General features: G+C 38.9%; 12 protein-coding genes and 1 pseudogene. 8 read left to right on the top strand and 5 right to left on the bottom strand.

Annotation, left to right across the window (positions count from 1 at the left end):
- From BMZ72_RS33185 to BMZ72_RS33170, 4 genes and pseudogenes are all read left to right on the top strand, one after another.
- Nucleotides 1-2,778, top strand: a complete 2,778-nt coding sequence (locus BMZ72_RS33185) for a Z1 domain-containing protein (RefSeq protein WP_089815306.1) — start codon at nucleotides 1-3, stop codon at nucleotides 2,776-2,778.
- Nucleotides 2,768-3,778 (top strand): PD-(D/E)XK motif protein, encoded by a 1,011-nt coding sequence (locus tag BMZ72_RS33180; RefSeq protein ID WP_089815304.1) that lies wholly within the window; start codon nucleotides 2,768-2,770, stop codon nucleotides 3,776-3,778. Before BMZ72_RS33185 ends, BMZ72_RS33180 begins: the two co-directional genes overlap by 11 nt.
- A 1-nt stretch (nucleotide 3,779) precedes the next feature.
- Nucleotides 3,780-5,804: an AIPR family protein gene (locus tag BMZ72_RS33175; RefSeq protein WP_089815303.1), complete on the top strand. Its 2,025-nt coding sequence runs from the start codon at nucleotides 3,780-3,782 to the stop codon at nucleotides 5,802-5,804.
- 78 nt (nucleotides 5,805-5,882) lie between these two features.
- Nucleotides 5,883-6,181, top strand: a pseudogene (locus tag BMZ72_RS33170) (transposase); the annotation flags it as partial.
- Between the two features lie 966 nt (nucleotides 6,182-7,147).
- Here the strand turns inward: BMZ72_RS33170 and BMZ72_RS33165 are convergent.
- The 5 genes from BMZ72_RS33165 to BMZ72_RS33145 form a co-directional block, all read right to left on the bottom strand.
- Nucleotides 7,148-7,456 carry an RNA recognition motif domain-containing protein gene (locus BMZ72_RS33165; protein ID WP_089815301.1) on the bottom strand — a complete coding sequence of 103 codons (309 nt, stop codon included), beginning with the start codon at nucleotides 7,454-7,456 and terminating at the stop codon, nucleotides 7,148-7,150.
- Nucleotides 7,457-8,083: 627 nt separating this feature from the next.
- Complete coding sequence (locus tag BMZ72_RS33160; protein ID WP_218155320.1) at nucleotides 8,084-9,058, bottom strand: hypothetical protein; 975 nt, start codon at nucleotides 9,056-9,058, stop codon at nucleotides 8,084-8,086.
- A gap of 273 nt (nucleotides 9,059-9,331) precedes the next feature.
- Nucleotides 9,332-10,153 (bottom strand): helix-turn-helix domain-containing protein, encoded by an 822-nt coding sequence (locus BMZ72_RS33155; protein ID WP_089815297.1) that lies wholly within the window; start codon nucleotides 10,151-10,153, stop codon nucleotides 9,332-9,334.
- A 6-nt stretch (nucleotides 10,154-10,159) separates the two neighbouring features.
- On the bottom strand, nucleotides 10,160-10,975 hold the full coding sequence (locus BMZ72_RS33150) for an oxidoreductase (RefSeq protein ID WP_089815295.1): 816 nt from the start codon (nucleotides 10,973-10,975) through the stop codon (nucleotides 10,160-10,162).
- A 235-nt stretch (nucleotides 10,976-11,210) separates the two neighbouring features.
- On the bottom strand, nucleotides 11,211-11,777 hold the full coding sequence (locus tag BMZ72_RS33145) for a hypothetical protein (RefSeq protein ID WP_089815293.1): 567 nt from the start codon (nucleotides 11,775-11,777) through the stop codon (nucleotides 11,211-11,213).
- Nucleotides 11,778-11,864: 87 nt separating this feature from the next.
- Here BMZ72_RS33145 and BMZ72_RS33140 point away from each other — a divergent pair, with 87 nt between their 5' ends.
- The 4 genes from BMZ72_RS33140 to BMZ72_RS33125 all read left to right on the top strand — a co-directional run bounded on the left by BMZ72_RS33140 (nucleotide 11,865) and on the right by BMZ72_RS33125 (nucleotide 16,604).
- Nucleotides 11,865-12,434 carry a Crp/Fnr family transcriptional regulator gene (locus BMZ72_RS33140; RefSeq protein WP_089815291.1) on the top strand — a complete coding sequence of 190 codons (570 nt, stop codon included), beginning with the start codon at nucleotides 11,865-11,867 and terminating at the stop codon, nucleotides 12,432-12,434.
- A gap of 80 nt (nucleotides 12,435-12,514) precedes the next feature.
- Complete coding sequence (locus BMZ72_RS33135) at nucleotides 12,515-13,384, top strand: SDR family oxidoreductase (protein ID WP_089815289.1); 870 nt, start codon at nucleotides 12,515-12,517, stop codon at nucleotides 13,382-13,384.
- 200 nt (nucleotides 13,385-13,584) lie between these two features.
- Nucleotides 13,585-13,923 (top strand): PadR family transcriptional regulator, encoded by a 339-nt coding sequence (locus tag BMZ72_RS33130; protein WP_089815287.1) that lies wholly within the window; start codon nucleotides 13,585-13,587, stop codon nucleotides 13,921-13,923.
- A complete protein-coding gene (locus BMZ72_RS33125; protein ID WP_218155319.1) occupies nucleotides 13,920-16,604 on the top strand; it encodes an ABC transporter permease in 2,685 nt (894 codons plus the stop codon). Before BMZ72_RS33130 ends, BMZ72_RS33125 begins: the two co-directional genes overlap by 4 nt.
- The last annotated feature ends 55 nt before the right edge of the window (nucleotides 16,605-16,659 follow it).

Here is a 16,659-nt window from a genome sequence, read left to right as displayed (position 1 = left end):
ATGACGCGATCTTACAACATTATAAAGAGCATAGTTAAAGACAATTACGACCTGTTAAAAGACGTGATGCCCTATGAGCAAGCTATCGAAACTGCAATAAGAAATGTAGTCCCACATATTGATCATACCCGGATTTCCCATCCGAGTATTGTATTCAATTCAAATGAAGATATCAGGGAATTACTCCTGTCTGAACTTCAATATGAAGTAAATATCAATCAGGGAATTGAGGCTGGTACCTATCAGTCACTCACGGATAATACAGGCCACATTCCATGGTATCGTGAAAAAATTGCTGCAGATGAGATCAATTTCAGATTCTGGAACCGTTATAAAAAATATCTAAACAATATCAAGGGCTGGTCTCCTAAAACGGTAGATGGCCTTGGCGACATTACTGACGATATACTGGAAAGGTTAGAGGATCCGAAAGTAAAAAACAGACCATTTGACAGACGAGGTCTGGTTGTAGGAAATGTGCAATCAGGAAAGACTGCTAATTTCACAGGACTTATTAATAAATCTATAGATGCTGGTTATAGAATTATCGTTGTTCTGAGTGGTTTACATAAAAACCTCCGAAGCCAAACTCAGATGAGGATAGATGAAGAGGTAATTGGAAGGGACACAAGTGACCAGGCACATGTAAAGAAAATAGGTGTTACTACATTGCCGAATGAGGGTTATATCCATGTTGATACTTTCACGACGCAGGATGATCGTGGTGATTTTTCCAGAAGCTTTGCGCAGAAAATAGGAGGAATTCAACCAGGCTCAGACCGACCAATGGTACTGATTATAAAGAAGAATGTTCCTGTACTTAGTAATCTGATAAAATACTTCTGTGAATGCCGCGATACACTGGGAGGTGAATTTGTTTATCATTCACCTAATGGTGATTTGATGATAAACAACCTTCCTATCCTTCTAATCGATGATGAAGCTGATCAGGCATCTCCAAATACCAGACCGCTCAAAAATGATAATGGTGAGCATGATCCTACATCCATCAACGGGAAAATAAGAGAGCTGCTCAACCTGTTTAATCAGAAAGCTTATGTGGGTTATACGGCTACTCCTTTTGCCAATATCTTCATGCATCCCAAAATAGATGACCATAAATTTGGTAAAGATTTGTTTCCGTCTTCATTTATAATTTCAATGGAGGCACCTTCCAATTACTTCGGTCCGGTTCGGGTATTTGGCTTAAATGAAAGTGATACAGAAACAGGACTTCCCATTCATATACCAGTAACAGATGCATCACTACCTGATTCTTCCTTTCTCCCTTCCGGCAAACGTTCACCCGAACCGCCGGACCACATACCAGGTTCAATGAAGGAAGCCATCAGGTCATTTATTATCAGTTCTGCTATAAGAAGACTACGAAATCAGGGCAATAAGCATAACACAATGTTAATTCATTGTACAAGGCTTAACAATATTCAGGAGGCTATCGGAGTGCATGTTAAGGATGAATTCGATCGTTTACGAAGAGGAGTTCTGAATGATGATCATGATATTCTGGAAGAATTCCGGTTACTATTTGAACGTGATTATGTTAGAATCACCAAACAAATGGAAGGGGTATTGAACACCTGGAATGAAGTAAAGGATAATTTAAAACCTGCCATCCTTAAAATAGAAATGAAACCTCATATAGTTAATGGAAGTGCTGGTGATATTCTGGACTATAAAAATAGAGAAAGTACAGGATTGAGTGTAATTGCTATAGGAGGAGATAAATTATCAAGAGGGTTGACCCTGGAAGGATTAACTGTAAGTTACTTTACAAGAGCTAGTTCTCTGTATGATACACTTATGCAGATGGGACGATGGTTTGGGTACAGAACTGGCTTTGAGGACTTATGCCGGATTTATACAACCAATGATCTGTTCAGTTGGTACCGGCATATTTCGACCGCGTTTGAGATCCTCAAAAACGAGTTTTTAGAAATGAGCAGACAGAAATCAACTCCAATGGATTTTGGATTAAGAGTACTGTCTCATCCGGATATGATGGCTACAAGCGCTTTGAAAATGAGACACACTTCGGAATTACCATTAAGTTATAAAGGGAAATTAACAGAAACCCATACATTATCCGAAGACAAATCTATCCTTATCAATAATTATAATGCTGTTGAAGCATTTATCAGTTCCATGAATAATTATTCTTATGATCCAGGAAGAAGGAGAAATGGCTATCTGTGGACTGATATTCCAAAAGATCTTGTAGTAGCCTTCCTTAGAAAATATATATCATTCAGAGGGGCACCTGCATCAAATACTAAAAGGATTGTTGAATTTATAGAGCAACAAAAAAAAGGTAACAACCCTAATAACATACTTGACTTATGGAATGTAGCATTGAGATCATCAACAGATGTAGATGAATCTGAGGTAGAATCAATTGCCGGTCTTACAGTTAGTCCATTCCATAGGTCAATTAAGGATAAAAACAAATCCAATCAGCTTTATATTAAAAAACTGGTAAGCGCTAGCGATGAGAAAATAGATTTCGAAGGCAATCCAACAGAAACCAGTGAAGATTTGAGGAAACTATTGCCGAGACTTAACAGACCATTAATTACAATTTATCCTTTAATCATCCAGGACTATAAAGAAACTAATGATAGTCCAGTTACAAAACTGGCTTTTGAAAAAATGCCATTCGGATTTGCTATCAGCTGGCCTAATAATGATGACCTGAAGGAGTCAAAATATGATATTAACACTATTTATGAAGAACTAGAACTGGCAAGTTATGAAGATTGACTATAAGGCAATATGGGATTCTATCAATGAGGAGTCGCAAAAAAAACAAAATTTGGCAACTTCACAAGTGACCCGACGCATACTAACAAATGGGTTGTTTGATGTATTTCTGGCCACAGATATTCGTAAAAACATTCGTTTATTACATATAAGACTTGAGGAAGGATGTGATATTAATGTTGATAATCTGCCTGGTCTGAGAGGGCTGAAAATTGAGACATCTGTAGGCACTCTGGCTAACATTCACAATTCACTATTTCTGACGTTCACACAATCGATAGTTAATACCAATAATATTTTTGAATTATTTATATCTGATTTATGTGACAGGGTCATAATTCTGCAGGATAGGAAAAACTTACTTTCTACTATTTTAAGCACACTTTCTGAATGGGAATTCTTCTTTGAAAAGCAGGATGATGAATTGATGTCCCTTGAAACGCAGAAAGGCCTTGTTGGAGAATTATATTTTCTAAAGGACTACCTGTTTCATAAATATACATTTTTAGAATCAATAGATTACTGGACAGCACCTAATGCAACTAATCATGACTTCCAGATCATTGATAGAGCTATTGAATTGAAGACTACTTCGGGAAAACAGCATAAAAAAATCACTATTTCGTCTGAGAAGCAGCTTGATAATGCAGGGCTTGAGCATTTATTCCTGGCCATTTATTCTTTAAACCTTCATCATAATATGCCTGACAAAACATTACCGGCACTCATAAATGATATTTATTTTCTAATAAAAGATGATCCGATTGCTGCATTTCATTTTCAGTTGAAACTTGCCAAATATGGTTATGCAGCAGCAGATGCTGAAAGATATCTAACTGCATTTTCAATATCAGAGATGAGTTTTTTTGAAGTAGGAGAAGGTTTCCCAAGACTAACCGGAAGCGATTTGCCCGATGGTATTGGAGATCTGAAGTATTCAGTAGCAGTTGCAGCATGTACCCCATTTGAAATTAATACTGACATTTTAACACATTTATAGTATGGAATTATCAGAATTTGCTATTGACTTTCTAGAAGGAGCATTAATTACAGTTGACGACGAAGGTATTTCACAAGAGGATGCCATTACAAATGATATTCTTGAATACTCGATTGATTCGGGAGAGGTAATTGCACACGAGATATGTCATTACAAGTCAAGAGGTATCAAGATCAATGCATGGAACTATGATGAAGAAAATGAAGCAATTGATCTATTTGTAACCATTTTCAAAAGTGAGCAAAGACTTTCCAAAGTCTCAGATAAAGATATAAGTGATTCATTTCAAAAAGCAGAGAACTTTTTCTGGCAATCCTGGGAGGGCAAACTTTCCGAAAAAATCGACGAATCCGACACAACAGTATTCGATTTGATTCAGATTATCGAACAAAAAAAAGATGAAATCAAAACAGTAAGGATCTTTGTTCTTACAAATGGGCAGGCTTCTAATGAAGTGGTTCCAAATGCTATTGAGAAAAAAGGTGTTTATATAGATTTCCAGTTATGGGATATTGAAAGAGTTTATCAGCAATATCTGATACGCTCAGGCAAGCAAAAAATTGAGATTGATTTTAAACATGATTTCAATCATAAATTGCAGTGCCTTCGGATGGACAATATTAGTGATAACGTAGATGCATATCTGGCAATCATTCCAGGGAAAATACTTGCACAGATCTATGGGAAATACAAACAAGGCTTATTAGAGAAGAATGTCAGAACATTTTTACAGTTTAAAGCAAAAGTAAATCAGGGGATTCGTGATACCATCCGGAACTCACCCGATATGTTCTTTGCTTATAATAATGGAATTTCTACCACGGCAGAGAAGGTATATACAGAGTTTGAGGATGGTAATGCATATATTACACGTATTGAAAACTGGCAAATAGTTAATGGTGGACAGACCACGGCTTCAATATTTGCGACCTCTACTGAAAAAGAAATTAATCTGTCAAAAGTTTTTGTGCAAATGAAGGTTTCTGTTGTAACAGATTCCAGTAAGATGCCAGAAGTTGTTCCTAAAATATCAAGGTATGCAAATACCCAGACTATCATCAAGGATTCTGACTTTAGTTCTAATAGCGACTATCATGTGGCCATAGAAAACTGCTCCCGTACTGAATGGGTACCTGCAAAAACAGGAGGAAAAGCTACCAATAAATGGTATTATGAAAGAGCCAGAGGTCAGTTTCTCGATGAAAGAGCCAGAATGACAGTCAAAGACATGAAGATTTTTGATATTCAATATCCCAAAAAGCAAAAGTTCTCAAAAACTGATTTAGCCAAATACGAAATGAGTTGGTGGCAGCGCCCATTTGATGTTGGAAAAGGTGCAGAGAATAATTTCAGGGTTTTTAGTAAAGAGTTGTCAAATCTGAAGCTTGATGTAAATAAAACATATTATCAAAGATTGATAGCTAAAGGAATTCTGTTCAGGGAGATTGATAAATTAGTTGCAAAGCGGGATCTGGGCGGCTATAAGTCTAATATGGTCTCCTATATTATGGCTCTATTATCCTATAAAACAAATAAGAAGCTTAACCTTGATAAAATATGGGAAAGTCAGTCTATAGGAGAAACATTAAATAATACAATTGCATCTACTATTGATGTAGTATGGAATCATATTAATATTCCATCCAAACAGGGGACAAACATAACAGAATGGTGTAAAAAACAGGAGTGCTGGGCGACGCTGAAAGACAAGTTTGTCAATATGGATGCACTTAATGATGAAATCCGTTCAGAAGTTGATAAATATTCAGAAAATGAGCAGGCTGGTCTCGATATTTCTCCTCAGGAATTAAAGTTAATTGAAGAAGCTGGAAGTATCGATAGTGCAATCTGGTACCAGATTGCCAAATGGGCAAAAGAGCATAACCATCTTACACCTTTTGACAGGAAACTTTCGTATAATCTGGGAGTGCTTGCAAATCGTAAAGCTCCTTTAAGCCCCAAACAGGCTAAGAATGCATTGAGAATACTAAAAGATGCTGAGAAACTGGGATTCAGTGCTAATTAATTTATTGTGTTAAAAACAAAACCTTCAGATTACTTCCGGAGGTTTTGTTCTTTAAACTTACACCACAGTGCTTTTGCATTGAAGCAGGCGGAAAGTGGAACATTTGCAGAGGAGGTTTGTAGGAAGATGGGATTAGCGAAGCAACGTTTTACAATTGGGAAAAAAAGTTTGGTGGACTTGGTGTGAGTGAGCTAAGACGTCTCCGGCAGTTAGAAGAGGAGAATAATAAGCTGAAGCAAATGGTAGCGGATTTATCATTTGATAAACAAATACTGCAGGATGTAATGAAAAAAACACTGAGAATTAGTCAGCTAAAGGTATTAGTTAATACAACAACGGAGGATTACCCTGTTTCTCAAAGGAGAGCATGCAAGCTTGGTATTATGAAATCAATATCTTCTTGTCTAACAGGCAGATTGTGAAAGTCATTAAGCCCTGGTCTAATTAAATTCATCTATATAAGATTGCTCAATATTGGTGACTAACTTTTTTGATATATTACTACTACTGAAAACGGTTATGCTGGATTTATGATATTTTTTAAATTTCTGATAAATACTATGTATATATATACATCTGCTTCAGATGTGAGCTGGGCGATTAAGTGATTTCTTGATATGTTATCTGGAATTAAGAAGCTTATTCATATTGAAGTGAACTACCTGGACTTTCTCGCAAGGTTTACACCAATATTGGAAATTCATTTATAACGCATCTTATTACAGATATATATAATACAACAAATTCTATTAAATGTTTGTCCTTTTATAAAATAAATATAGTATTTCCCTTCATAAAATCCTCAATTCCAGATAAATCGTCTCCCAGTAAGTTCGAAATTTGTCCCCTCCACCTCTACAGCAAACGGGGAATCGATCTGTGTAAAGAGATAATCCCCAATTGGTAATTGCTGATCTTTGTGGATATTCCCTTTCGAACTTTTATAAAACTGCTATGGAATGGATTTATCAAAAATCTGATCATAGGTCACATAGATCCTTTGGGACCACAGTACGATAGCGTTTCTTTGAAATAATGCACTATACATGCAGACCGAAGAATCGTAAAAGCTGAAGTTTCCGAACTCACACAACTAACATGATTAATTAATACAAAACTTCATCGTCTCCTCATGGGTTAAACGCAGTTGCTAACAGTTCCTGTTACTATATCCGATTCTGGAGGCTTATTAAGGATATAATTAGAAAATTAAGACTGGGTTGCTGCTATCCGGTACATAGAAACGTAAAAGCAAAGCCACAAAATACTTAATGTATTTTGCGGCTTTGCTTTTCTGCTCCCTTAACAGATAAAGGTAATCGACGTTTTAAAACATCCAACTATTAATATCTGGGTCTAAATCCAGAGCCTGGGCCGGATCTGGAGAAACGATTATTTTCGGGTCTTTCAGGTTTTGGACGAGCCTCATACACAACTATTTTCTGGCCAGCAACTATTGAATTATTCAATTCCTTAATTGCCAGTACTGCATTGGAATCGTCTGGCATTTCAACGAATGCAAAACCTTTAGAACGGCCACTGTACTTATCATAAGCCACATTAATACTATATACAACTCCAAATGGGTCAAATAAAGACCATATCTCATCTTCAGTTGTTCTGTCACTTATATTACCTACAAAAATATTCACAAATATAATTTTTAATTAAATATGCATACTACTGAAAACCAGGGTATGACAAGAAAAAGAGCTCAACCTGAATCAGAATAAGCCAAATATAACCTTGTTAAAGTTAGAGCTATAAATCGAGTATTACAGGATTAATTTTTATGGGTTTGGATTATTAGCATTAGCACATAATCTGCGCAAAAAGCAGCTGAGAATGGCTGAAGGATATTTATTTTGATGAAATGATCTCTTCTATCCATCAATTTCTGAACATGTTATGATCTAGAATATTAAGCCAGATTGTAGTATCAGTTTGAGGATGAGGCAATATTACACCTTTTATTTATCTATGCCTGTTGTTCTTCTTTTTATCAATTAATTACCCATTCCAAAAACAATTTAAGTGGAAATTTAGGTTTATCGTTAAAATTATTGGATCCATGGAGGAGCCACAAATTTCTTAAAAGAAGTTCATCTTTTATAAAATACTGAATTTCAATTAGATTATCCAATAACTGGTTCGAACATTGTCCCTCCCACCCCGCAGGAAATTAAAAAAACGTCAGAGTGACCTGAAGTTTTTTTGTAGTTGATGATCAATGCCGGGTCGACCTCCATGGCGTTCTACCCCATCGCACGCGGTAATCCCTATTCTTGCTTTAGTATTGTTAGTCTTTCTGAAATCATATTCCACCATATTGATTTAGGATGTGTTATATCTTGTCTTATGGCGAAATCAGTTAACCGTTCTCTATAAAAAAAATCGGGCGCGTAAAGCTGAATGCTATAACCTAACGAATGACTTATCCAAATTTCAGATTTCGGGTCACTTGTTACCGTGTCAAGTCTGTTTATAAAAAAGTAATCAATTAACTCCTTTGAATCAAATGAAATGACTTCATTGCTTGTTGGCTCATGCCTTGAGTTATTGAAGTACGACTTTACATATCCATGCCCATTATCAACCCATAAAACAAATCCTTTCTCCCCAGGCAGGGAGCCATTATCAAAGATGTATTTACAAAGCATAACTGTGTCAATCTCTTTTTCTATCAAAGAACAAGCAAAATCCTCTGACTGCTTGTCAATATTGTTTAGTCCAGCTCTACTCCAGCGATTGTTTATGTTTCTAATTTTGAATTTACAACCAGCGGCATCCTTTACATTGGTTAGGGAATCATTTATCCAATCCTGCTCGGATTGCTTATGACAGTCCAGCTGATCATTACCTGTAATGTAGGAGCAGGCAACCGGAACATAGTTGTCTTCAATTTTAAGTAAATAAATATGTTTATTTACTCCAGACTTCTCCGTGAAGATATCCACAACAATACCGACATCACCAGCCTTGGGCCGGAATGTACCCCAACCACTTTGTCCACCTTTTTTCCTTATCTCTTCAGATGGCCACTTCATTTCTTTCATCATGTTAAGTGTCGGATAAACGCCGCCCTCATGCCAGATCTTCACAAGTTTTCCAATAACATCTTTTGCATCAATCGAATCTTTTAAACAATAGTCTGGCTTAATAACTTTTTTGTAGTGTATCAATGCCTGACCTTTTAATGTCATGTTTGAAAAAAATATCAGGCTAAAAAATATAATTACCGTTAGATGTTTCATCATTTTATATTATGATGTGGCGCGAAAAGGATTTTATAATATTAATCGATAATAATCAACAATGATTGAATAAGCGTGCTTTAAAATAATATAATTCTATGTAAATCATCAATAAGGCGGTTCGAAGATTGTCCCCACGATTAAAAAGCCATCAGATGATGTCTGAAGGCTTTTTAATCGTGGGGAAGTCTTTGATTAATGATTTTGACCGCAACAATTTCCGGAGGATATTTCTCTTAAAGCCATGAGCCTGGAGACTTAACCATTCATTCTCTAACCCATTGAGCCCGAAGCAAGCGCTGCTGGTGTCAGTCCAAACAATTTCTTAAATGCAAACGAAAAATGGGATATATTTTCAAAACCGACTTCAAGATATACATCCGAAGGACGTTGCTTTTTCTCTAAAATTAAATAATAGGCCTGGTGCAAACGCTTTTGCTGCAACCATTTTTCGGGTGTTGTTTCAAATATTTTTGTAAAATCTCTTTTAAATGTAGAAAGACTACGCCCGGTGAGTTTAGCAAACGATTGTAAGGGAATATTATACTTATAATTATGGTTCATATACGTCTCCAGGTCTATCTTATGTGATTCGCCGAAATCAAACAAAAAAGCCTGAAACATATCCCCTTCCTGAAGCAACAACTCAATTGCTTCAAAAGCTTTAAGTTCCGCAATTTTTGCAGTAAGTTTTTTCGGGTTATCAATATACGGTAACAATGAGTCAAAAAAACCTTTCACAAATACATTTTCTGTCAGGTCAATCATAGCTCTATTTTTATATACACTTTGTTTGGGGACATTGTTTTCGACGGCGTATTGATGTAAAGTGTTCTGGTCAAGAAATATGCTGATTAACGAAGGTGCTTTCCCATTAGGTCCTGCTTTCTTTAGTTTTTTGAATAGCTGATTTCTGCGCATTAAACATATTGTTCCTTCTTCCATTACGAATGTCCCCTCATCTGAAAAATAATGCGATTCCCCTGATAGCATTATTCCTAATGCGTGTTCTGGAAAGTAATGTTCGCTGCTTTGTACTTTTTCATAGCCACATGAATACAGGAAATTATGTTGGAGAATCATTTTTTCTTTCATGGTGCACTATTTTATCTGGCTCATTATTAATCTATCCATTAGCTTATCAGAAAGTATCTTTCTCAGGAACAATAAAACCCTGGAGTTCATTTCCTTACCTCTATACCTTGTTTTGGGCTTTCTTGCTTTTATGCTCCTTTCAACAAGTTTTGCTATAACGATTGGTTCCGGTATACCATCGGATAGTTGAGTAAATAACTTATGCGCTTTAGTTGCCAGATCTTTATAAGCTGTTTGTCCTGAAATTTTCATCAAACTATCCGTTGCAATAGTTCCCCATTCCGATTTAGTAGCGCCTGGTTCTATAACTACAACATCGATACCAAATTCCCTGACTTCATTTCGCATACTATCGCTTAGCGCTTCCAATGCAAACTTGCTGGCATGATACCAACCTCCTAACGGGAAAGCGATCTTGCCTCCAACAGAAGAAATATTTACAATTTTACCGTATTTATTTTCCCTCATTTTTGGCAACACTAACTGCACCAAACGCATTGCACCAAATACATTTACTTCCAGTTGATAGCGTGCATCTTCAATTGGCACATCTTCAATAGCCCCTTCCAAACCAAAGCCCGCATTGTTTACCAATATATCGATGCTTCCAGCTTCTCTTAAAATCCTGTTTATAGCATCCTCAACACTTTCCTCACTTGTAACATCCATTACAACCGGTTTTATACCATAGACATTAAGGTTCTGCATTTTCTCAATTCTGCGTGCAGCACCATAAACGTTGTACCCATTTTGTGCTAATAATATAGCCGTTGCCTTTCCAATTCCCGCCGAAGCACCTGTAACTAAAACTGTCTTTTTCATTTATATAAATTTACCGTGTAAATATAAATGAGGCCAACAAGGTGTCGCCTGGTGAAAAGTCCAAATTTGCATGCTGAAAAGGTCAATCAGCAACAAATTTCTGAATAATGCCCATACTGAAAACTCGGGCAGACGGATTTTCAGTAATTTTTAGAATTTAACGAGATTCTCCGCTAAACTTCCCAATACAAAAGATCTGAAGGAAAGATCTCAAAGACACATTAACGGATACATCTTATTGATTGTTCGTTTCCCTGCCATAAAGCCGGCTCAGTACCCAAACCGCCCAGGCCATATAAAGCAACAGGATTGCCAGCTCTATGATAAATAATGGCAACGAAGGCTTGGACGGCTGTGCAAAAGTATCCATTAAAGCTAATACGCCTCCCTTGTTTACCGGCGGCACATAATTTTTATATTCTCTCACAGCCTGTTGATAATAACTTATTCTTGTTGGAATCGACATGAGGATCGATACCAAAAGAATACAACAAGCGATTTGTAGCGGCAATTTCTTTCCGTTATCACGGAATTGTACAAAAGCAATAAATAGAAAAATGGCAAACAAAATTGAAAAAACCGGTATGTAGGAAAGGCTAAGACTCCTGGTCCACGTAGCCAGAGGGTATTTTATCGTGTCAAGGACTTCATGTGGGAAGCACAGGTACAATGTTATACGTGCTGCATAGGGCTGGTTAATCGCCAATAGATTCAGGAGCAGGGGTAAGATCGATTTTACAAGGATGATCACAGTTATCACTGCCGCCGATGTTGCAACCTGTTTTTGCTGGCTAGTCTTCATAGGTGTAGGTATATTTTAAGACGAAAATAGAAAATAGCCCGGTGTAAAGCAATACACGCGGCTATAATAATCACTAATTTTGACTCGATGAACAAGATGATTGAATACTTATTGCAATTTGGCTCCCTTGACAGCGAGCAAATTCAATTTATTTCCGATCGGGGAAAAGTGACAACGCTGGTGACAAATGAATATTTCTCGGAAGCGGGAAAGACGCCCAGGTATGTCGGTTTTATTCTTAAAGGTATTTTTCGGACTTGTTACTATAATAACAAAGGTGATGACATTACGCATGATTTTATTGATGAGAATAATTTCGTGACCGATATGCAAAAGTTCGAAGCACAGACTGCCGCTACCGAATATATACAGGCGATTACCGACTGTGAGGTGATCGTTTTTACAAAGAAAGACTGGGATGACATTGGCAAAACCATTATCGGTTGGGATGCTATCACCGGGCAAATATTAAGAAAATGTGTAGTTGAAATTTTAGAAAGAAGAAACTTTCTGGTGACAGAAGATGCTACCACACGTTATTTATCCTTTATGAAAAAGTTTCCCTCTTTCATCAATCGTATCCCGCTTTCGTATATCGCGTCCTATTTGGGTATGGCACAACCCTCGCTCAGCAGGATCCGAAAAAATATCAGTTAGAAAAACGCTTTTTAGCATTTGTTAAATGTCCTGGTGTAAGATATACGAATCTTTGCGTTCATCATCTTAAACAATCAGCAATGAATAGCAAAGTTGTATTAATAACAGGCACAAATAGTGGATTTGGATATGTAACGGTAAAAACACTTGCGGCCTTAGGACATCGTGTGTACGCCACGATGCGGGATATACAGGGAAGAAACGCAGACCAGGCAAACGAGCTTTCTGCCATACCAAATGTATCGGTATTAGAAGTGAACCTCACGGATGACAACAGTGTTAATAATGCGATTGACACCGTGATCGCAAAGGAAAGTACGATAGATATACTGATCAATAATGCAGGTTTTTCAATGGTCGGTTTCGCAGAAAGTTTTACTGTTACAGATGTACAGGAACTTTTTGATATCAACGTCATCGCACCCTGGCGCTTAATAAAAGCGATACTACCGGCGATGCGCAATCAGGCTGACGGGCTTATCATCAATATCACCAGTGGATTTGGCCGGTTTTCATCTCCTTTCTCAACAATATACAGTGCTACGAAATTCGGTTTAGAAGGTATAAGCGAAGGTTTACATTACGAATTGAGACCTTTAGGCGTGGATGTTGCCATTGTTGAACCCGGCCCTTTCCCTACGGGCATGATGAATAATATCAGATACGGTTCCGACCAGTCCGTTACCCCTGCTTATGAATATTTTGCAGAACTGCCCAATAAGGTAGGTGCTGCTATTGGTAATTTGTTGCAAACAGTTCAACCTGACCCACAGGAAGTAGCAGATGCAATTAACAATCTGATCAATCTATCAAAAGGACAAAGACCACTACGCACTGTGGTGGACAGAGCAACCGGCGAATTTGTAAAAGCAGCCAATGATGCGGTTCAGGTGCAATATGAAAAAGGACTGAGAGCTTTCGGAATGGGTGATTTGCTGATTTCCCAATAATTCTCTTTTAATCTGTTTTATGCAAGGATAGATAACTGTATGATGCGTTGCATTGTCCGGTGCCGGACAAGAAATGCCCGTTTGCGGACAGTTACAAGCATGTTATTGCGCATAAAGAGGCTGTTTCTAACTGGAAACAGCCTCTTTAGTGATTTGGCACCGCCTTTGTACGACAAAATAGAAACTAATAACCTGAACATATGCAGAGGACATATTTGGGTGAATTCGAAGAGATGGTCTTACTGATGGTTGCCATCCTGAATGGAGAAGGATATGGCGTAACTATAAGTGAGGCGCTCGCAGCGCATACAGGACGTATCGTTGCATTCGGCACGGTGCATAACACGCTGATCCGTCTGGAAGAAAAAGGAGTTGTGACATCTGAACTGGGTGGAGCCACGGCCGAACGCGGGGGACGACGTAAACGGCTGTTCCGGATTACGGCACCGGGAAGTCGGGCGCTCCGGGAAATTCAACAGCTCCGCCAAAACCTCTGGTTATTATTACCGCCTGACATGCTTCAACCTGGTAACTTATGAAATCACCTGTTCAACCACCGCGCTGGGCGCGATGGCTACTCATCAAACTACATCCTGACAATACGCTGGAGGAAGTAACAGGTGATCTGGATGAGTTATATACCTACTGGTATAACCGTTCAGGTAAAACCCAGGCCACACTACGTTATCTTCTGAATGTAGTGTCGGTGTTGCCGCCATTTGTACGCAGAAGGCATACGGATAAACACTATTACCGACAACCGGATTACCCGGCCACATTCAGTCTACAATTCATGATGATCCAGAATTATCTAAAAATCGCATTCCGGAATTTAAAACGTCAAAAGGTATCAACCAGCATTAATATAGTTGGTCTGGCTATCGGATTGGCTACCTGCATACTGATCCTGCTTTATGTACAGGATGAATTATCGTATGATCGATATAATGAGAAGGCAGACCGGATTTTCCGTGTTGCACTTAATGCGCGGTTAAACGGTGAGGATGTTGGTGGCCCCATGTTAGGCCCGAATGCTGCCCGGGACATACAACGTGAAATTCCGGAAATATCAAAAGCAACACGCATACTGAGGGGAGGTGAATTTGTCAGCAACGAAACCAGTTCATTTAAAGAAGATAATCTGCTGTATGCAGACTCCAATTTTTGTGAGGTGTTCACCATTCCATTTCTGAAAGGAAATCCAAAGCAGGCATTGACCGAGCCTAATACGGTGGTATTGACAGAAGAAACTGCACGGAAATACTTCGGCAATCAGGACCCGGTTGGAAAAGTCTTGCTATTCAGCCGTGAAAAGACACCTCATCGAATTACAGGCGTAGTCAGAAATGTACCCACGAACGCTCACTTTCGGTTTGATATGCTGGTGTCCTCAACTGATTATGATGAGCAGCATATAGGATGGCTATACAGCATAAACTTTTACACTTACGTGCTTCTGTCTGAGAAATACAATTATAAACAGGCAGAGGCTAAAATTGCCCGACTCGCTGAAAAGCAGATTGGAGGTGAATTGGAAGGATTTCTGCACCTCACGCCAAAACAATTTCGTGAGAAGGGTGATGATTTCGGGGTATTTCTTCAGCCGCTCACCGATATCCATTTATACTCCACATTTGGCAGAAATGAATTAACCCCGGGTGGAAATATCCTATATATATACGTGCTGATGGCCATTGCAGCATTTATGTTGCTGATAGCCTGCGTGAACTTCATGAACCTGACGACAGCAACAGCAGTACGGCGTTCACGCGAGATAGGGGTCCGTAAAGTATTAGGATCTGTAAAAGGACAATTGCGGCAACAGTTTTTGACCGAGTCGGTCCTGCTGGCGATTGCTGCACTGATAGTCGGATTGATGATTGTAGGCCTGTCTTTACCCTTCTTTAATCTGTTGACAGGCAAGACACTTACATTGGGTTTGCTAACCAACGCATTCGTAGCCGCCGGTTTAGTAGTGGGAACTGTGCTGGTAGGCCTGTTGGCAGGTAGCTATCCGGCTTTTTACCTGTCTTCGTTTAAGCCTGTCGCGGTGCTGAAAGGCCGGATTACAGCTGGACGCGGAAACTTTAACCTGAGAAGTGGTTTAGTAGCATTTCAATTTTTCATCACCATTTCGATGATCATTGCCACTGTTACCGCAGATCGGCAACTACGTTACATGCAAAGGCAGAAAATTGGTTTCAATCGTGAACAGGTACTGATCATTCATAATACGCAAATGCTTAGCAAAAACGAAACCCTGTTTCGTGATAAGATCATCCAATCGCCGCAGGTAATCACGGGAAGTATTTCAGGACAGGTACCCATTGGAAATTCAGCACTCGATAACACGCCCATAATGTCCAGGGAAAATCCTGATAAAGCTGTAATGAGCCGATTCTATAAAGTAGATGATGAATATATTCCTACATTGGGGATGCAAGTGGTGCTGGGACGTAATTTCTCTAAAAATCTCTCTACCGATTCCTCAGCTGTTATTCTGAATGAAACGGCCGTACGGGCGCTAGGCTGGCAGCAGAACCCGATCGGGAAAGAACTGATTGGTCACATTGATGATAATGGTGTAAAAACGTATTACCGGGTCATTGGAGTCGTAAGCGACTTCCATTTTGAATCCCTACGACAGAAAATCGGGCCTTTAGCCATGTTCCTGGGTGGCAATTCAGGCAATATTCTGGTCAAAACGCGTCCAGGTGAACTTCCGCAGTTTCTCGCATCACTGAAACAGCAGTGGGAGTCATTTTCGCCCGCAGCTCCTTTCTCCTATTCATTTTTAGATGATCGGTTTAAGCAGGTTTATCTCGGCGAGCAAAAAATAGAACAGGTATTAACGCTCTTCTCTGGCCTGACTATCTTTATTGCCTGCTTAGGGTTATTCGGATTGGCGACCTATACTGCCGAACAGCGGACAAAAGAGATTGGCGTCCGGAAAGTGTTGGGCGCATCTGCCGGTAGTGTTGTGGCGTTGCTTTCCATGGATTTTCTCAAACCTATTCTAATAGCGTTGGTGCTGGCCTCCCCTGCCGCCTGGTGGGGTATGAATCAATGGCTGAAGGAATTTGCCTATAAGGTTACGGTTGACTGGTGGTTTTTTGCATTGGCAGGATTACTGGCAATCGGGATTGCTTTGCTGACGGTGAGTTTCCAGAGTATCAAAGCCGCGCTTACGAATCCCATAAAAAGCTTACGCAGCGAGTAGAAGACGCAAGCCTTCAGATGTTTCTGAAGGCTTTTTTATTGAATGCTTAAAGTAA

Source organism: Chitinophaga sp. YR627, from assembly GCF_900114995.1.
In the GTDB taxonomy this organism is placed as follows: domain Bacteria; phylum Bacteroidota; class Bacteroidia; order Chitinophagales; family Chitinophagaceae; genus Chitinophaga.
Note: the sequence above shows the minus strand (reverse complement) of the source record. Positions and strands in the feature narration are given on the sequence as shown.